At 72.9% G+C, this 18,097-nt stretch carries 14 protein-coding genes and 1 pseudogene; 9 read left to right on the top strand and 6 right to left on the bottom strand.

What is annotated here, in order from left to right; translation table 11 throughout:
* Nucleotides 1–343 precede the first annotated feature (343 nt).
* Complete coding sequence (locus BXA10_RS02295; protein WP_076466956.1) at nucleotides 344–1,363, top strand: GNAT family N-acetyltransferase; 1,020 nt, start codon at nucleotides 344–346, stop codon at nucleotides 1,361–1,363.
* A 52-nt stretch (nucleotides 1,364–1,415) separates the two neighbouring features.
* Complete coding sequence (gene paaN / locus BXA10_RS02290; RefSeq protein WP_076466954.1) at nucleotides 1,416–3,089, top strand: phenylacetic acid degradation protein PaaN; 1,674 nt, start codon at nucleotides 1,416–1,418, stop codon at nucleotides 3,087–3,089.
* A gap of 66 nt (nucleotides 3,090–3,155) precedes the next feature.
* Here paaN and BXA10_RS02285 read toward each other — a convergent pair whose 3' ends face one another.
* Complete coding sequence (locus BXA10_RS02285; protein WP_076466953.1) at nucleotides 3,156–3,686, bottom strand: GNAT family N-acetyltransferase; 531 nt, start codon at nucleotides 3,684–3,686, stop codon at nucleotides 3,156–3,158.
* A gap of 224 nt (nucleotides 3,687–3,910) precedes the next feature.
* Here BXA10_RS02285 and BXA10_RS02280 point away from each other — a divergent pair, with 224 nt between their 5' ends.
* The 3 genes from BXA10_RS02280 to groL all read left to right on the top strand — a co-directional run bounded on the left by BXA10_RS02280 (nucleotide 3,911) and on the right by groL (nucleotide 7,587).
* Nucleotides 3,911–4,114, top strand: a complete 204-nt coding sequence (locus tag BXA10_RS02280) for a cold-shock protein (protein WP_076466951.1) — start codon at nucleotides 3,911–3,913, stop codon at nucleotides 4,112–4,114.
* 349 nt (nucleotides 4,115–4,463) lie between these two features.
* Nucleotides 4,464–5,690, top strand: coding sequence for a hypothetical protein (locus BXA10_RS02275; protein WP_076466950.1), 1,227 nt, complete (start codon nucleotides 4,464–4,466; stop codon nucleotides 5,688–5,690).
* Between the two features lie 274 nt (nucleotides 5,691–5,964).
* Entirely contained in the window at nucleotides 5,965–7,587 is a 1,623-nt protein-coding gene (gene groL / locus BXA10_RS02270) for a chaperonin GroEL (protein ID WP_076466948.1), read from the top strand.
* A gap of 168 nt (nucleotides 7,588–7,755) precedes the next feature.
* On the opposite strand, the gene BXA10_RS02265 is transcribed toward groL, so the two are convergent.
* From BXA10_RS02265 to BXA10_RS02255, 3 genes are all read right to left on the bottom strand, one after another.
* On the bottom strand, nucleotides 7,756–7,998 hold the full coding sequence (locus BXA10_RS02265; protein ID WP_245828094.1) for a hypothetical protein: 243 nt from the start codon (nucleotides 7,996–7,998) through the stop codon (nucleotides 7,756–7,758).
* Between the two features lie 90 nt (nucleotides 7,999–8,088).
* Complete coding sequence (locus tag BXA10_RS02260) at nucleotides 8,089–9,021, bottom strand: GNAT family N-acetyltransferase (protein WP_076466947.1); 933 nt, start codon at nucleotides 9,019–9,021, stop codon at nucleotides 8,089–8,091.
* A gap of 68 nt (nucleotides 9,022–9,089) precedes the next feature.
* Nucleotides 9,090–11,546 carry a S8 family serine peptidase gene (locus tag BXA10_RS02255; protein ID WP_076466945.1) on the bottom strand — a complete coding sequence of 819 codons (2,457 nt, stop codon included), beginning with the start codon at nucleotides 11,544–11,546 and terminating at the stop codon, nucleotides 9,090–9,092.
* A 133-nt stretch (nucleotides 11,547–11,679) separates the two neighbouring features.
* Here BXA10_RS02255 and BXA10_RS02250 point away from each other — a divergent pair, with 133 nt between their 5' ends.
* Both BXA10_RS02250 and BXA10_RS02245 read left to right on the top strand, forming a co-directional pair.
* Complete coding sequence (locus tag BXA10_RS02250) at nucleotides 11,680–13,506, top strand: glycerol-3-phosphate dehydrogenase/oxidase (protein WP_076466944.1); 1,827 nt, start codon at nucleotides 11,680–11,682, stop codon at nucleotides 13,504–13,506.
* Nucleotides 13,507–13,590: 84 nt separating this feature from the next.
* On the top strand, nucleotides 13,591–14,121 hold the full coding sequence (locus BXA10_RS02245) for a hypothetical protein (protein WP_076466942.1): 531 nt from the start codon (nucleotides 13,591–13,593) through the stop codon (nucleotides 14,119–14,121).
* Between the two features lie 115 nt (nucleotides 14,122–14,236).
* Here the strand turns inward: BXA10_RS02245 and BXA10_RS02240 are convergent, their stop codons facing one another.
* The gene (locus BXA10_RS02240; RefSeq protein WP_076466940.1) at nucleotides 14,237–15,637 is read right to left on the bottom strand and encodes an FAD-binding oxidoreductase; all 1,401 of its coding nucleotides are present in this window, start codon (nucleotides 15,635–15,637) and stop codon (nucleotides 14,237–14,239) included.
* Nucleotides 15,638–15,798: 161 nt separating this feature from the next.
* Here BXA10_RS02240 and BXA10_RS02235 point away from each other — a divergent pair.
* A pseudogene (locus tag BXA10_RS02235) lies at nucleotides 15,799–16,011 on the top strand (DUF4031 domain-containing protein); the annotation flags it as partial.
* A gap of 70 nt (nucleotides 16,012–16,081) precedes the next feature.
* On the opposite strand, the gene BXA10_RS02230 reads toward BXA10_RS02235, so the two are convergent.
* The gene (locus BXA10_RS02230) at nucleotides 16,082–16,738 is read right to left on the bottom strand and encodes an HD domain-containing protein (RefSeq protein ID WP_076466938.1); all 657 of its coding nucleotides are present in this window, start codon (nucleotides 16,736–16,738) and stop codon (nucleotides 16,082–16,084) included.
* Nucleotides 16,739–16,812: 74 nt separating this feature from the next.
* Here BXA10_RS02230 and BXA10_RS02225 point away from each other — a divergent pair, with 74 nt between their 5' ends.
* Nucleotides 16,813–18,072 carry an FUSC family protein gene (locus tag BXA10_RS02225; protein ID WP_076466936.1) on the top strand — a complete coding sequence of 420 codons (1,260 nt, stop codon included), beginning with the start codon at nucleotides 16,813–16,815 and terminating at the stop codon, nucleotides 18,070–18,072.
* Nucleotides 18,073–18,097: the final 25 nt, after the last annotated feature.

Raw genomic sequence — 18,097 nt, 5'->3', positions numbered from 1 at the left:
CCGCGATCGTCCGACTGAAGGCCGTGCGGCATCCACGCGGCGGACGGCCCGGCGTTCGGGGAGCCGGGCGGATCATCTGCGGATCGCCCGATCGGGGGATCAGGCCGATCCGCCGGGTAACCGGCTTTTCGCTCTGGGTGCGAGAAACCCGCCCCTAAGGACTTGACGGCAGGAACCGGACGGCGCAAGATGCTCCGTGCGGGAGGGCGTATCGCCGAAGACTTTCAGTTCTTTCGACCCAACGCCGGAGGCGTTGCGCGATCGTCCCTCCCGACCAACGTCCGAACGGGCCAGCGATTAAATCGCTGGCCCGTTCGTCCATGCGGCGGGCACGCTCGCGGGCATGAGCATCACAATCACGTCGTTCGACGCCACCGATACCGCCGCGATCGAGGCGGCGTACCAGGTCGGGGCCGCGGCCAACGACGCGGACGTGCCCGACTACCCCCCGTTCTGCCGTCGCCGCTTCGACGCGAAGCTGCGTCATCCCTTCCCGGGCATCGTCACGCTCTGGGCGTTGGCCCGGCTGGACGGCGTACCCGCCGGTTTCCTGGCGCTGGACCTGCCGCAGCTCGACAACACCGACAACGCCACTGTCGAGCTCGCCGTCGATCCGGCGTACCGGCGTCACGGCGTCGGCCGGGCGTTGCACGAGCACTGCCTGCGGCTGCTGCGGGAACACGGCCGCAAGCGGGTCATCGGGATGGCCGTCTCGGCGCTGCCGGACGGGCCGGCGCGATCCGGGGCGGGCGGCGCGTTCGCCGCCGCGATGGGCGCCCGGCCGGCCCTCGCCGAGGTCCGCCGCCGGCTCGACCCCACCGGAGTCGACCAGGTCGCGCTGGACGCGCTGCTGGCCGATGCCCGCGCCCACACGGAGGGCTACCGCACCGTCCGGTGGCACGGTCTCGTGCCCGACGAGCACGTCGCCGACATCGCCTACCTCGACGGCCGGTTGAGCACCGACGCGCCGATGGGTGACCTGGAGTGGGAGGCGGAGAAGGTCGACGCCGAGCGGATCCGGGACACCGAGCGGGCGCTGGCCGCGCGGGGCCGGCGGCAGTACCACGTCGCGGCCCAGCACGTGGCGTCCGGACGGCTGGTCGCGTGGACCGTGCTCGATGTCGGCCCGTCGGCCGACTGGCACGCGTTCCAGCAGATCACCCTCGTCGACCCGGAGCACCGCGGGCATCGGCTGGGCCTGCTCGTCAAGGTCGAGAACCTGCGTCACCTGCTCGCGCACGAGCCGTCCGTACGCGCGATCGACGCCTTCAACGCCGCGAGCAACAGCCACATGATCGCGATCAACGAGCAGCTCGGCTTCCGTCCGGTGGACGGCTGGACGGACTGGCAGTTGACGATTTGAGTTGTGACACAGGTCTACTGATCGCGACCCCTTCTGTTGCATCATGACGGGCATGACGGACACCCCGCACCCCCTCTACGACCGGCACGTCGACACCCTCACCCGTGCGCTGACCGCGATCACTGAGCGCGGATACTGGTCCGCCTACCCGGAATCGCCCAGCCCCCGGGTGTACGGCGAGACCGCCGCAGCCGACGGCAAGGCCGCCTTCGAGGCGTACCTGAACGGCGACTTCCCGCTCGACCAGCCGGGCGCCGGCGACCGGGTCGCCACCGAGGCGAGCCCGTTCGGGGTGGAGCTGGGTGTGCGCTACCCGCACGCCGGGGTCGACGAGCTGGTCGCCGCCGCGAGCGCCGCCCTGCCCGCCTGGCGTGACGCCGGCCCGCAGACCCGGATCGGCGTCTGCCTGGAGATCCTCGACCGGCTGCACAAGAACGTCTTCGAGCTGGCCAACGCGGTGCAGTTCACCAGCGGCCAGGCCTTCGTGATGGCCTTCCAGGCCGGCGGGACGCACGCGCTGGACCGCGCGCTGGAGTCGCTCGCCTACGCGTACGCCGAGATGACCCGGCACCCGGGGCAGGCCGGCTGGGAGAAGGCCGCAGGCAAGGGTGACCCGCTGCGGATGACCAAGACGTTCCACGTGGTGCCGCGTGGCGTGGCCCTGGTCGTCGGCTGCAACACCTTCCCGACGTGGAACTCGTACCCGGGGCTCTTCGCCTCGCTGGCCACCGGCAACCCGGTGATCGTCAAGCCGCACCCCCGTGCCGTGCTGCCCCTGGCCATCACGGTCAAGTACGCCCGGGAGGTCCTGGCCGAGGCCGGGTTCGACCCGAACCTGCTGCTGCTCGCCACCGAGGCGCCGGGCGAGAAGCTCGCCTCCTCGCTGGCCCTGCACCCAGCCGTGAAGATCGTCGACTTCACCGGCTCCACGGAGTACGGCGACTGGCTGGAGGCCAACGCCCGGCAGGCGTCCGTCTACACCGAGAAGGCGGGCCTCAACACGGTGGTCATCGACTCCACCGACGACTTCGCGGGCATGTGCCGCAACCTGGGCTTCACGCTCACCCTCTACAGCGGCCAGATGTGCACCACCTCGCAGAACATCCTGATCCCCGCGGACGGCATCGAGACCGACCAGGGGCACAAGAGCTTCGACGAGGTGGCCGGCGGGATCGCCGCGGCGGTCGCCAAGCTCACCGCCGACGCGGCCCGCGGGGTCGAGCTCACCGGGGCGATCGTCAACGACGGGGTGCTGGAGCGGCTCGACGAGGTCACCAAGGTCGGTGCGCCGGTGCTGGAGTCGCGCACGGTCGAGCACCCCTCCTTCCCGGGCGCCGTAGTCCGTACGCCGACGGTGGTCAAGGTTGCCGCGAACGACACCGCGACCTACGGCCGGGAGTGGTTCGGGCCGATCTCGTTCGTCATCCCCACCGAGTCCACCGCGCACAGCCTGGAGATCATGCGTGGCACGGTGGGCGAGAAGGGTGCACTCACCGCCGGCGTCTACTCGACCGATGAGGCGGTGCTCGACGCGACCGAGGCGGTGGCCATCGAGGTCGGGGTGCACCTGTCCTGCAACCTGACCGGCGGGGTGTTCGTGAACCAGTCGGCGGCGTTCTCCGACTTCCACGGCAGCGGTGCCAACGCGGCCGCCAACGCCGCGCTCACCGACGGGGCGTACGTCGCCAACCGCTTCCGCGTCGTCCAGTCCCGCCGGCACGTCTGAGCAGCAGGGCCCCGGCCGATCCGCTCTGCCGGGGCCCTCGTCGACGCCGGCCAGCGGGCTCGCCGCTCAGGCGGCGCGGCGCATCTGGAGTTCGGTCATCGCCGGGATGGTCGGGTGCGGCACGCGGACGCCGGTGTCCGTGAAGCCGAGCCGCTGGTACGCCCGGTAGGCGCGGTCGTTGCCGACCACGACCTCCATCATCAACTCGGGTCGTCCGCACGCCCGTGACCAGGCCGCCACCGCCTCGACAAGGTCGGCGAGCAACCCGCTGCCCCGCCAGAGCGGGGTGACGTAGACGGCGTAGACGACGGTCAGCCCGGGCTCGGACGGGATCACCGTGCCGCCGGCGTGCCCGACCAACCGGCCGCCGGGGTCGGCGACGAACTGCGCGGTCTGCGGCCCGGTGGAGGTCGACGCGATCCGGACGGCGTACTCGGCGTGTGGCCGGGCCGCCGCGTCGGCGACGGTCTCCAGGAAGGCCAGCGGGGCGTCGGCGAGCATCTCCAGCCGTAGCGCTCGCATCCGGGCCGCATCTCCCGGCCGGACCCGGCGGACCTCCGGCCGGCTGCCTCCGACATCGTCCGGAGCGCTCGTCACACCCGCATACCTACCACAGCGACAGCCACCGATGACTCCCCGGCAGTCATCGGCGAATTATGCCCTGTTTTGTGGTCGTGCGCCGCCGTCACGCCTCGTGTAGCGTGCGATTTCGGTCACCGTTTTCCCGTCCGTCGCCGATAGCGGAAACGGTGGTTTCCGAGCGCCCGGCCGTGCCCGGGCGCTCGGGGTAGGGAACGCCGGGCAGAGTGAGGAAGTGCACCGTGGCACAGGGCACCGTGAAGTGGTTCAACGCCGAAAAGGGCTACGGCTTCATCGCCGTCGACGGCGGTCAGGACGTGTTCGTCCACTTCTCCGCGATCGAGATGGACGGCTACAAGGCGCTGGACGACGGCCAACGGGTGGAGTTCGAGATCGCCCAGGGGCAGAAGGGTCCGCAGGCGGAGCGGGTGCGCGTCGTCGGCTGACGCAGCCCGTCCCGCACGGGTTCCGGGCGTCACCTGGACCGGGTTCGCGCGCAACGCGGCATCACCCGGTCCGGGCCTCGGTCCGCGGATCAGCGCAGCCGGTTGCGTCAAGCGCGTGACCCGATTCGCGGCCCGAGCGTGAGTGATCGACTCGCCGTCCTTGATGTCGGGCTGTCCCGGATCGGGCGACCCCCCGACATCAAGGAAGTCGAGACATCGAGGAACTCGAGTCGATCAAGCGTTCGCCGGGCGGTTGATTACGGTTCGGGCATCCGCCTGGGCGGGGCTGCGCACGGGGCACACCAGCAAGGAAGATCATGGGCCGGTCCAGCTGTTGCTAGGAGGGTTCATGTCCGACCTGCCGCCCCCGGCCACCCCACCCCCGGGTCAGCCCGGCCCGCAGCCCGGTTACCCGGGTACGCAGCCCGGCCAGCCCGGTTACCCGGGCGCGCAACCCGGCCCGCAGCCCGGTTACCCGGGCGCGCAGCCCGGCCAGCCCGGTTACCCGGGCGCGCAACCCGGCTACCCGGGTACCCAGCCCGGCTGGGATCCGGCCGGTACGGGCGGCCCGGGCACGCAGCCCGGCTGGGACCCGAACCCGTCGACCCCCTGGGGACCTCCCGGCGGCTACCCGCCTGTACCGCCGTCCGGTGGCTATCCGCCCGCCGCGGCGCCATACCCCGGTCAGACCTGGTACGGGGGGCCCGTCACCGGTTGGTATCCGCCCGGCGTCGACCCGAACGACCCGCTGGTGACGCCGCCCGGGGTCGGCCTCGGCGGCTGGTGGGAGCGCTGCCTCGGCGCGGTGCGACGCGGTTGGCGCGTACTGCTTCCGCTCCTGCTGCTGACCCAGGTCCTGCCGGCGGTGGTGTTGTCGGTGATCAGTGTCGGGGTGGATCCGAGCGCGCGATGGGACGCCTCGATCGCTCAGGACCCCACCAGCTTGCCGGACACCTTCGTAGGCGACGTGACCACCCTGCTCCTGGTGACCATCGTCGGAAGCGTGCTGGTCGGGCTGGTGCAGTGCCTGGGTTGGGCGGCCGGTACGTGGGTGATCGCCCGCCAGGGGGCCGGTGAGCCGGTCGACCTGGGTACCGCCCTGCGCTACGGCGCGCGCCGGATGCTCGGGCTCTGGGGCTGGACGCTGCTGACCGGTCTGATCATCGCGGTGGGCCTCTGTTTCTGCGCCCTGCCCGGGATCTATCTCGCCGCCGCGCTGAGCCTGTTCGGTCCGGTCTACCTCTTCGAGCGGGAGAACCCGCTGGGCCGGGCGTGGGGGATGTTCCACAAGCGGCTCGGGATGGTGCTCGGGCGGGTGCTGCTGGTGGTGGCGCTGGTGATCGTCGTCAGCATCGTGGCGGGTGTCGTGCAGGCGGCCGGGAGCGCGCCGTTCGGCCTCGATCCGTTCGGTTCCGCCGGTACGGCGATCGGTGTGATCTCGGTGCTGGTGGTCACCGGGGTGCTGGCCCTTCCCGCGCAGCTCATGCAACTGGTGGGGCTGGTGGTGACGTACGCCGAACAGCGCGCCCAGGAAGGCCCGGTGAACAGCGCGAGGCTGGCTGCGGAACTCGGCTGACAAACTGGTGCTGCTTGCACTCGGCATGGGAGAGTGCTAAACAAGGTATTGGCACTCGCACACTGTGAGTGCCAAAGGTCGGGGCGGTGGGGCTGCGGCCACACCGGCGGGACAAGCCGCTGGTGGGGCACGTGGCCGGTCGTCGCGGGCTATCCGGCCCGGCCGAGGAGGCGTCGTCGTCACCTGATGGCGACGTTCCAAGGTGCGTACACCAGGCGGCCCATCCGGGACACACACTCGGGTGGCCCGTGAGTGTCCAGGAGGACAACGCCGTATGGCCAAGATGATCGCGTTCGACGAAGAGGCGCGCCGCGGCCTCGAGCGGGGCATGAACCAGCTCGCCGACGCCGTTAAGGTGACCCTCGGCCCCAAGGGCCGCAACGTCGTGCTCGAGAAGAAGTGGGGTGCCCCCACCATCACCAACGATGGTGTGAGCATCGCCAAGGAGATCGAGCTCGAGGACCCGTACGAGAAGATCGGCGCCGAGCTGGTCAAGGAGGTCGCGAAGAAGACCGACGACGTTGCCGGTGACGGCACGACGACGGCGACCGTCCTGGCCCAGGCCCTGGTCCGTGAGGGCCTGCGCAACGTGGCCGCCGGTGCCAACCCGATGGCCCTGAAGCGGGGCATCGAGGCCGCCGTGGCCAGCGTCTCGGAGGAGCTGCTGAAGCTCGCCAAGGACGTGGAGACCAAGGAGCAGATCGCCTCCACCGCCTCCATCTCGGCTGCTGACACCAGCGTCGGCGAGATCATCGCCGAGTCGATGGACAAGGTCGGCAAGGAAGGCGTCATCACCGTCGAGGAGAGCAACACCTTCGGCCTGGAGCTGGAGCTCACCGAGGGTATGCGCTTCGACAAGGGCTACATCTCCGCGTACTTCATGACCGACCCGGAGCGTATGGAGGCCGTCTTCGACGACCCGTACATCCTGATCGCGAACAGCAAGATCTCGTCGGTGAAGGACCTGCTCCCGATCCTCGAGAAGGTCATGCAGGGTGGCAAGCCGCTGCTGATCATCGCCGAGGACCTGGAGGGCGAGGCCCTCGCCACCCTGGTGGTCAACAAGGTCCGTGGCACCTTCAAGTCGGTCGCCGTCAAGGCGCCGGGCTTCGGTGACCGCCGCAAGGCCATGCTGACCGACATCGCCATCCTCACCGGTGGCCAGGTCATCAGCGAGGAGGTCGGCCTCAAGCTCGACGCCGCCGGCCTCGACATGCTGGGCCGCGCCCGCAAGGTCGTGGTGACCAAGGACGAGACCACCATCGTCGACGGCGCCGGTGACGCCGAGCAGATCCAGGGCCGGGTCAACCAGATCCGGGCCGAGATCGAGAAGAGCGACTCCGACTACGACCGCGAGAAGCTGCAGGAGCGCCTGGCCAAGCTGGCCGGCGGTGTTGCGGTGATCAAGGTCGGCGCGGCCACCGAGGTCGAGCTGAAGGAGCGCAAGCACCGCATCGAGGACGCCGTCCGCAACGCGAAGGCCGCCGTCGAGGAGGGCGTCGTCCCGGGTGGTGGCGTCGCGCTGGTGCAGGCCGGCAAGACCGCCTTCGACAAGCTGGACCTGACCGGCGACGAGGCGACCGGCGCGCAGATCGTCAAGATCGCGCTGGACGCCCCGCTGCGGCAGATCGCCGTCAACGCCGGCCTCGAGGGTGGCGTGGTCGTCGAGCGCGTCCGCAACCTGGAGCCGGGCCACGGCCTCAACGCCGCCACCGGCGAGTACGTGGACCTGCTGGCCGCGGGCATCATCGACCCGGCCAAGGTGACCCGTTCGGCGCTGCAGAACGCGTCGTCGATCGCGGCGCTCTTCCTCACCACCGAGGCCGTCGTGGCGGACAAGCCGGAGAAGACCCCGGCCGCCCCGGCTGGCCCGGGTGGCGGAGAGATGGACTTCTGAGTCCTGAAGTTCCGGTCGAAAACGGGGCGGGTCGCGTCAGCGGCCCGCCCCGTTCGCCGTCAGTGGGCCCTTCTCACAACCTCCCCCGCCGCCCGCCGGGAAACCGAGTCGGGACACGGTGGCGCTCACCGCGGTTCAGGTTGAGAGGGCTCGGTGGCCGGGCTGTCGTCAGGTCGGCAGCGGTCGTTGGTTGCGCCGCTTGTGCGCCCGGTCGTACGGGGCGCGCACCTTGATCGGCGCGTCCACCATCTCCAGCGGCTCCTCGGTCACCGGTTCGTCGGTGTCGGTCATCTCCGCGAGCTGCTCGGCGTCGCCGTAGTCCAGCCGGTCGATCGGGAGATGGCCGGGGAGATCGCCGACCGGCGTCCAGGTGACGGGCGCGATGTCGTCGCTCTCTTCGTCCGTGGTCATGGCTGCCTCCTCTACCGAAACGGTAGGGGGCGGCGCTGGTCGGTGAGGGCGAATGGCATTATCTGGGTCTATATCCCATTCGCCCTTTTATCAATCCTCGATCTGCTTCCGATACAGGAAGAAGACGCGCTCGATCCGGGCGCCCGCGCTGCGCGAATAGAACGGTACGGGCCCGACCCAGCCGATCTGCGCCGAATCGTGCCCCGCCGCCCGCTGGTCGCGCAGGCACCGCCGTAGCAGCACCCCACCGATTCCCGAGCCCTCGGCCGCCGGAGTGGTGCCCATCGGGCCGAACCAACTCGGTCGGGACGAGCCGTAAGCCGCGAAGGCGATCACCTCACCATCCCGTTCGGCCAGGTGGCAGCCGGCACCGGAGCGGCCCACCGAGCCGGCCAGCTCGGCGTCCCAGGTCCCACCGAAGGTGGTGCGGGCGAGCTCGGTCAACGCCGGCAGGTCCGTCGGCTCCGCCTCGCGTACCGTCACACCCTGACCGGCGAGGCGGCGCTCCGCGGCATCCGTGGAACGCAACGCCGGCGAGTCGTCGTACGACAGGTCGGCCGTCATGTTCCACGCGGTCCGGTCCTGCTGGTAGCCGAGCGCGAGCGCGGCGCAGACCGCCGGGGTGTACCGGACGTCGATGCCCGGCCAGGCGTAGTACGGCGGATTGCCGGCGAGCAGCACCTCCGCCGCGCCCAGCCCGGCGAGGCGCCGTTCCGCGCCGGCCAGCAGCGCCCGGGCGGCACCCCGGCGGCGGTGCTCCGGTGCGACCGCGACCAGGTCGACGTGCCCGAGTCGCTGGTCGGCCGCCGGCATCGAGCCGATCAGCACCCCGACCAGCTCCGGCCCGCGGTACGCCCCCAGGGCGAAGACGGGCCGGTCGCCCGCCGCCCGGGACCAGAGCGCGTCCACGATGACGGCTGCCTCGGCCGCGTCCTCCGGCAGGTCCAGTGCCCCTTCGCAGAGCCGTACGACAGCCGGTGCCAGCTCAGGGGTCAGCTCGACGACGATGATCTCTGCGTCCATGGTCGCCGACCCTAGAGCACGGGGTACGGGTCAGCGCAAGAGCGCCGGCCCCTCGCCTCAGGAGCCGGTCACCGGGCCGCACGCACGGCGGCGTACGCGTCGACCAGCCCGGCGCCGGTGATGTTGGCGTCCCCGCCGCACGCGTCCGACGGGTTGCGGGACCGGTAGGTCGGCTGGGCCGGTGTGGCGGTGTCCCGAAGCAGTTGCCGGGTCCGGGCCACGTCACCGATCAGCGCCGGGTTCGCCGACCACATCAACGCCACCACGCCGGCCACCTGCGGGGTCGCCATCGAGGTGCCGTCGAGGGTGCCGTACCCGCCGCCGGGCATCGCCGATCGCACCCCGACGCCCGGGGCCACCACGTCGGGTTTCGCGGCACCGCCGGGCGCCGGCCCGCGCGAGGAGAACTCCGCCACCCGGTCCCGGTCGTCCACCGCCCCCACCGTCAGCACGTCCGGGTACGGCGCGGGCGGGTCGTCGACCGAGCCGCACCAAGGGCCGGTGTTGCCGGCCGCGGCGGCCACGAAGATTCCGGCGGCGTCGAGTGCGGCGGTCGCCGGCCGGAGAACGCCCAGGTCGCAGCCCTCGATCCCGGGGCAGCCCCACGAGTTGGTGAGGATGTCCGGTGCCCGTTCGGGACGCCCGGCGGTGAACGGGTCACCACCGGCCGGGAACGGGGCGAGCATGAACTGGAGACAGTCGAGGTAGTGGGCGGGGCTGCCCAGGTTGCGAGCAAGATTCACGCACCCCACCCACTGGGCGCCCGGAGCCACCCCGATGCCGCCGCGGCCGACGGCGCTGCCGAGGGTGTGCGTGCCGTGCCCACCGGAGTCGGTGGGGGAGCGGGTGCCGTCCCACGGGTCGAACCAGGAGTCGTCGCCGCCCCGGAAGCCCTCGGTCAGGGCCGGGTGACGACCGTCCACCCCGGAGTCCGAAGTGCCGACGACCACGCCGACGCCGGTCACCCCGAGCTGCGTCCAGACCCGGTCGGCGCCGATCCGCCGGATGTTCCATTCCGGGCCGCTCGGGGCGGGGTCGGTTCCCCGGGTGATGCCGGCCGGCGCGGGCAACGGGCGCAGCCGCTGGCTCACCAGCACTCGGCCCACCTCGGGCCGGCCGGACAGCCACGCCCGCGCCACCGGTCCGCCGTCGACCTCGATCGCGTTCACCAGGTAGTACGACTTCGGGCGCAGGTGCAGGCGGGTCAGCTCCCGGCGCAGGCCCGCCTGGGACCGGTCGGCCGTGTCGACCAGCCGCCGGTACACCTCGCGAGCCCGGGCGTCGCGGCCGGCCCGGCCCGGTGCGGCGGCGGGAAGGTCGCTCAGGTCGGCCTGCTGGCGCAGCACCACGAGCAGGCGTTCGCCGTACAGCCCGGGCTGCCCCGGGCCGAGGTCCACCGCGACGAGCGCCACCAGCAGCGCCGCGACGGTGATCGCAGCCGTCCGCCGGCTCGGGGTACGCGCGCGGCGGCGGGCGAGCAGCACCCCGTACCCGGCGGCGAGGAGCAGCGCAACGGCGAGCCCGGCACCCGCGGTGACCGCCACCCAGTACGGCACGTCCCGGGTACCGACCAGCAGCAGCGTGATCTCCTCCGGGTCGGCGAAGGCCAGCGGTCCGAACGCGGCGAGCCCGACGAGCCACCGGGTCGGAGCGGCGGACACCACGCCGGCGGGCGCCCGACGGCGGGCGGCGGCATGCAGAGCGGCCAACGCGAAACCGGTAGGGGGGAGGGTGAGCAGGGCCGGCAGTTGTGCGCCCGACTGGCCGGCGCCGGCGGCGAGCAGCAGCAGTGCCACGCCGGCGACCAAGCCGCCGACCAGCACCAGGCGGGCCGGCCGGGGCGGCTCGCCGACCGCGAACCGGGACCAGAAACCGGCGTCGAGGAGCGCCCCGGCCACCGCGCCGAGCGCGGCGGCCGCCAGCGCGGCGAGCACCGTCTCCAGCAGCCCGCCGAGCGCACCCAGCCAGGTCCAGGGCAGCAGCAGCGTGAGTCCGCCGGCGATCGCGAGCAACGTGACCGGCGCGGGCCGCAGCCCACCGAGCAACCCGCGGCGCGGCGCGGCGCCGCCCGGGTCGGCCCCACCCGCCGGCACGACCCCCGGCCGGCGGCGAGCGAGCCGGCCCAGGACGAGCGCGGCCAGCGCGGCGGTGACGGCGAGCCCGGCGAGGTACGCCTCCTGATGCACCGGTGGGACGGCCCGCAGCAGCGTGAACGAGCCGAGCACGACCGCGCCGGCCAGCCAGACCCGGCCGGTGGCGCGGACCACGCCCGAGCGAGGCAGCAGGGCGAGCAGCAGCGCGGGCGTACCGACCAGCAGCACGGTCAGCAGGCCCGCCACCGGCCAGAGCCAGCCGACCCGGTCCCGCCCGAAGCCGAGCAGCACCTGGTCGACCAGCCAGCCGCCGATCTGGGTCGGCCCGGTCACCGCGACGCTCCAGCAGCCGACCAGGACGGCCCCGACCACCGGCCAGGGCGAGGAACTGTTCGGCGCGCGGGCGTCGGCCCACGGCGGGGGAAGGGGCATTGAGAAACAGTACGACGGGCCGCCGCCCGCGGACCGGTACGGCCGCGGGTGACCCCGGGCGCGCACCGGTCGGGCCGGCGGGGCGAGCCCCTGCGACGTGCCGCCGGATGTTCTCGGCGGTTACGGTGGACGGGTGCGCGACCCGAACGTCTCCCGATCCGTCGCCGGCCGGCTGTCGCCCGACCGTCGCAGCAGCGACCTGCGCAAACTTCGGGCGGAGCGGTTCGATGTGTTGGTGATCGGCGGTGGGGTGACCGGCGCGGGCGCTGCCCTGGACGCCGCCTCCCGAGGGCTGAAGGTGGCCCTGGTCGAGGCGCGTGATCTCGCCGCAGGCACCTCCAGCCGCTCCAGCAAGCTGATCCACGGCGGGCTGCGCTACCTGGAGCAGTTGGAGTTCCACCTGGTCCACGAGGCGCTAACCGAGCGTGGGCTGCTGGCCACCCGGCTGGCGCCGCACCTGGTCCGGCCGGTGCCGTTCCTGGTGCCGCTCCCCGCCGGCCGAGGCGTTCGCGACCTGCCGGGACGGGTCTTCCGCCGCTCCTACTACGGCACCGGGGTGGCCACGTACGACGCGTTCGCCGGGATCTTCGGCACCGGCCGCGGCATGCCGCTGCACCGGCACCTGACCCGGGAGGGGGCCCGCCGGATCTTCCCGAGTCTGCGCGCCGACGTGCTCGCCGGGGCGATCCGCTACTACGACGGCCAGGTCGACGACGCCCGGTTGGTGGTGACCCTGGCCCGCACCGCGGCCAGCCTCGGTGCCACCGTGGTGAGCAGCGCCCGCGCCGTCGGCCTGATCCGGCAGGCGCGGGAGGTCACCGGGGTCCGGGTACGGGACATGGAGGCGCCGGCCGGCTCGCCGGACGCCGAGTTCGAGGTGCGGGCCCGTACCGTCATCGCCGCCACCGGCGTGTGGAGCGACGACATGGCGCGGATGTTGAACGACGTCGGGCTGCGGCCCGGGCTGCGCGTACGGGCCTCCAAGGGTGTGCACCTGGTGGTGCCCCGTTCGGCGATCACGGGCGAGGCCGGCCTGATCCTGCGTACGGCCAGGAGCGTCCTCTTCGTCATCCCGTGGGGCGGTCACTGGATCATCGGCACCACCGACACGGACTGGCAGTTGGACCGCTCCCATCCGGCCGCGACCGCGAGCGACATCGACTACCTGCTCGATCAGGTCAACACGGTGCTGGACCGGCCGCTCACCACGGCGGACATCGAGGGGGTGTACGCGGGGCTGCGTCCGCTGCTGGCGGGTGAGGCGGACTCCACCTCGAAGCTCTCCCGTGAGCACGCGGTCGTCGAGCCGATGCTCGGGCTGCTGCTGGTGGCCGGCGGCAAGTACACGACGTACCGCGTGATGGCCTCGGACGTGGTGAACCGGGCCGCGCGGCGCCTCGGTGGGGTGCGTCCGTCGCGCACCGCCGACCTGCCGTTGCTGGGCGCGGACGGGTACACCGCGATGTGGCGGGACCGGGCCGACCTGGCGCGGCGACACGGCGTGCCGGTCGGCGTGGTGGAGCACCTGCTGGAGCGGTACGGCACCCTCACCCTGGACGTCCTCGCGCTGATCGACGCCGAGCCGCTGCTCGGCGTCCCGCTGGCCGGAGCGCCGGAGTACCTGGCCGCCGAGGTCACGTACGCGGCCCGGGCCGAGGGGGCGCTGCACCTGGAGGACGTGCTCACCCGGCGTACCCGGATCTCGATCGAGACCAGTCACCGGGGCGTCGAGTCGGCGGAGCACGCGGCGGAACTGATGGGCGCGGTGCTCGGCTGGGACGCGGCGCGCCGGGCCCGCGAGGTGGAGCACTACCGGGCCCGGGTCGAGGCGGAGCGGGAGTCCCAGCTGATGCCGGACGACGTCGCGGCCGACGCGGTCCGGCTCGGCGCGCCGGACGTGCGCGGTTACGCCGCCGATCGGGGCGGCGACGGCGACCCGGCGAAGCTGCCCTCCAGCTGACCGCTGCCGGCGACGGGTGCTCGCCGTAAGCTACCGAGCTGTAGGGCTACCAGGCACAACCGGCGGTGCTGTAGCTTCCGGCGAGTGTCACGCCGTTCCCGTTCCCGTCTGCTCGGCCCTCTCCTCAGCGCGGTGCTGGTCGCCACGATGACCGGCTGCGCCCTGGTCCACGCGTCCACAGAGGAGCCGGTGCCCGCGCCGAACGATCCGGCCAGCGCGCTACCGGAGCCGGGTGCCCCGACGACCGTCGGGGATGGCCAGGTGAGCCTCTTCCAGAAGCTCGGCGAGTACGGCCCGCTGCGCACCCTCCAGGTCGAGCGGGACGGCGTCTGGAAGTGCCTCGACTGCGCCGGGGACGGGGTGAACTCCACCGGCAGCCTCGCCCCGGAGCAGGTGAACCGGTTGCAGCAACTGCTCACCGACCCGGCGCTCGCCACGGAGACCGACCAGGCACGGCACTACCGGTCGACCTGCATCGACGCGCTGACCTCCAGCCTGCTCACCGCCGTCGGGTCGATCACCACCGAGGACTGCCCCGGGGTGGAGGATCCCCGGATCGCCGGCGAGATCCTGCTGCTGCTCACCCAGGCCACGCCCGCCGAGCTGAAGGGCTGAACGGCGCCACCTCGCCACCGGGCCGGCCCGCACGCCGGTCGGGTCCGGCAGTGGTGCCGGTGCCCGGCGAACGCGCCGGCCCGCCGGCCGGTCCGGCTCACCGCGGCCCGGAGGCTCAGAGCACCTTGCCGGGGTTCAGCAGCCCGGCCGGGTCCAGCGCCGCCTTGATCGCCTGGTGCACGCGTACGCCCACCGGTCCGATCTCGCGGGCCAGCCAATCCCGCTTGAGCAGGCCCACCCCGTGTTCCCCGGTGCAGGTGCCGCCGAGTTCCAGCCCCAGCCGCATGATCTCGTCGAAGGCCCGCCGGCCGCGTTCCAGGCTGGCCGGGTCGGCGCGGTCCACCACGATGTTCGGGTGCATGTTGCCGTCCCCGGCGTGCCCCACGACGCCGATCGGCACGTCGCACTCCGTCGCGATCCGGGACAGCCCGTCGAGCAGCGCGGCGAGCGAGCCGCGGGGCACCGCCACGTCGTCGATGACCAGGCCGCCGTTGCCGCCCGGGTACGCGTCCGCGGCGAACTTCTCCATCGCGGGGTGAGCGAGCCGGCGGGCCTGGAGCAGGGCGGCCGCCTCGACCGCGTCGGTGGCCGCGTAGACCTCGTCGGCACCGGCCGCCTCGCACACCTCCGCCAGCGCGGCCAGGTCGTCCGCGGCCCGGGTGCCGGTGTCGGCAGCGGCCAGCAGCAGCGCCTGGGCGTCGGTACGCAGGCCCATCGGCCGGTACGCCTCGATGGCCCGCAGGTGGGTCTGGTCCAGCAGTTCCAGCAGGCTCGGGCTGAGCCCGCAGGCGGCGATCTCGGCCACCGCCGTGCCCGCGGTCGCAGTGGTGGGGAAGACCGCGACCAGGGTGAGCGACTCCGCCGGCGCCGGGCGCAGCGCGACCGTCACCTCGGTGACCACGCCGAGGGTGCCCTCCGAGCCGACGAAGAGCCTGGTGAGGTCGTACCCGGCCACGCCCTTCGCCGTCCGCCGGCCGGTACGCAGCACCTCGCCGGAGGCGAGCACCACCTCCAGGCCGAGCACGTACTCCGTGGTCACGCCGTACTTCACGCAGCACATGCCGCCGGCGTTGGTGGCGACGTTGCCGCCGATGGTGGAGGACTCCCAGGAGCCGGGGTCCGGTGGGTACCAGAGCCCCTGCTTCGCCACCGCGGCGGCCAGCGTCGCGTTCACCACGCCCGGCTGCACCACCGCGATCCGGCTCACCGGGTCGATCTCCCGGATCTCGTTCATCGCGACGGTGCTGAGCACCACCGCACCGTCGACCGCGTTCGCGGCGCCCGCGAGGCCGGTACGGGCTCCCTGCGGCACCACCGGTACGCCGTGCCGGGCCGCGGCCCGGACCACGGCCACCACCTCCTCGGTGCTGCGCGGGCGGGTGACGACCAACGGGGTGCCGGCGGCGCAGAGGTCGGCTTCGTCGCGTTCGTGCGTCCGGAGCAGGTCCGGATCGGTCAGCACGGCGCTCTCGCCGAGGGCGGCACGCAGTTCGTCGATGAGGGGGGATCCGGCCATGCAGGAGAGGCTAGGTGCCCGTACGCCGTTCATCAACATGATCCACTGCGGTGCGTGGCAAGCGTGGCATCCAGGATCGTGCACCGGGCCACGCCGGATCGTCGCCCGGCCCTCGCCGCGACGCCGCCGACGGTCCCGGGCACCGCGCTAGGTTTACGGCCATGCTCTACCTGGATCGGCCCGCCTGGCCGTCGCGCGGCCGGCTCTGGTCCCATCTGATCAGCGACGTCTCCTACGCGGAACTGCACGCGTTCGCCGAGGCGCTCGGTGCGCCTCGGCGCGGCTTCGACCGGGACCACTACGACATCCCGGCCGACCGGTTCCCGGTGGCCGTCTGGCTCGGTGCGCGGGTGGTGCCCAGCCGCGAGCTGGTCCGGCTGCTCCGCGGCGCCGGGCTGCGCCGGCCGAAGCACCTGGTACGGGCGGCGCAAGCCGGCGGTTCCGCTACGCCGGAGCGGGTCCCGGGGTGGCCAGGGCCGCCAGTTCGCGGCGCAGGTTCGCCCGTGCCGGCCGCTCCCAACGGCGGGCCAGCGGAGGTGACCGGAACAGCGCGGGCAGGCCGAGCAGCGCGCTGAGCACCCGGGCCCTGCCGATCCGGAAGTCCGGTTCGGGCACGTGTGCGTACTCGCGCCGCACCGCCGCCGCGTACCGTTCGTACGCCGCAGGCGGCGCGGCCAGCACCGCGAGGTCGGCGTCGCAGAGCAGGGCACCATCGGCGTCCCCGGCGTCGACCTGGTGCCCGGCCGTGAGCAGCACCAGCCGGCGGACCTCCGTCACCGCGTCGGCCGGCAGCCCGAGGCCGGTGAGCAGGCGGACGGCCAGCTCGGCGCTGGCCTGTTCGTTCGCGTCACCGCCGGCGCGTGGGTCGTAGACCGCGTCGTGGCACCAGGCGGCCAGCCGGACCAGATCCGGTCGTCCGGCCAGCTCCGCGTGCCGATCGACCACGTCGAGCACCGCGCGCAGGTGGTCGACGGTGTGGTAGTGCCGGTGCGGCTCCCGCCACCGGTGTATCAACTCTTCCCCGGCGTCGGTCAGCCCGGCCGGGCCGGTCGCCCCGGCGCCCCGGGCCGCCGCCCGCCACCGTTCGAGTAGGTCGGCCACGCGACGAGTCTGCCCCAGCCGGGGAACGGTGCGGAAGCGAGGATTCACCCGGCACACCTCGGGTAGTAGCGGACATGGCGACCCGGGAGCGTGGACGGATCAGGCGAGTGCGCCCTCGGGAGCTGGTCGCCGACGTCGACAGTGCGCGTATCGCCGACGCGATGGAGCAGGTCCGCCACCTCAGCAAGGCGACCCTGCACGATCGGCTGCACCGGGTCCGGATGGCCGCCGGGCTGGCCGTGCAGGCCGGGCTGGCGGCTTTGCTGGCGTACCTGGTGTCGCACCGCCTGCTCGGCAACCCGCAGCCGGTTTTCGCTCCCATCTCGGCGGTCGGCACCCTGGCTGCCTCCGTCGGCCAGCGGTTCCGGCGCACGGTGGAGCTGATCGTCGGGGTGGCGATCGGGGTGGCGATCGGCGACGGCCTGATCTACGTCCTCGGCACCGGGGCCTGGCAACTCGGCCTCGTGGTCACCGCGGCCATCCTGCTGACGATCTTCGCGGGCGCGAGCGTGGCGATCGTGATCCAGGCGGCGGCCACCGCCGTACTGATCGTGACGCTGAGCCCCTCCACGATGAACCTGGAGATACCTCGGTTCGTCGACGCCTTCCTCGGCGGCGGGGTCGCGTTGCTGGTGACCGCGATCCTGCTGCCGCTCAACCCGCTCCGGGTGCTCAACCGGGCCGCCCGGCCGGCGCTCGATCTGCTCGCCACGCAGCTCGACGCCACCGCGGAGGGGCTGCGCACCCGGGATCGCGCCCGGGTGCAGCGGGCGCTGGACCGGCTCCGTAACAACAAGTCGGAGCTGGACACCTTCGTCGAGGCGATCGATGGGGCCAAGGAGACCGCGACCCTGTCACCGGCGCGGTGGCACCGCCGCAACGAGCTGACCCACTACGCGGAGGCGGCCGAGCCCATCGACCGGGCGATGCGCAACAGCGGCACACTCATCCGCCGCGCGGTGACCCTGATCGAGGACGAGGAGCCGGTCCCCGAGCCGATGCCGGACGCGGTCGATCACCTCGCGGAAGCGGTGCGCCTGCTCAGACACGAGTTCGCCGTCGGCGACGAGCCGCAGCAGGCCCGGGAACGGTCGCTGCGCGCGGTCAGCGAGGCCGGCCGGGCGTACGACGAGGGGGTGGGTTTCTCCGGCAGCGTGGTCGTGGCCCAGGTGCGGACCGCGGCGAGTGACCTGCTGGTGGCCTCCGGCATCGATCAGGAGGAGGCGAACCGGTTGATCCGGCAGTCCTTCGGCAACCACAACGCGCCCCCGGGCGGCCGCCCCGAACCGGACGGCGGACGGCCGAAACCCCCGATAGCGCCTCCGGTCGGCTGACCTGCCGCCCGGCCGGCCGGGCACG

It is taken from the genome of Micromonospora avicenniae (assembly GCF_900156065.1).
In the GTDB taxonomy this organism is placed as follows: domain Bacteria; phylum Actinomycetota; class Actinomycetes; order Mycobacteriales; family Micromonosporaceae; genus Micromonospora; species Micromonospora avicenniae.
Note: the sequence above shows the minus strand (reverse complement) of the source record. Positions and strands in the feature narration are given on the sequence as shown.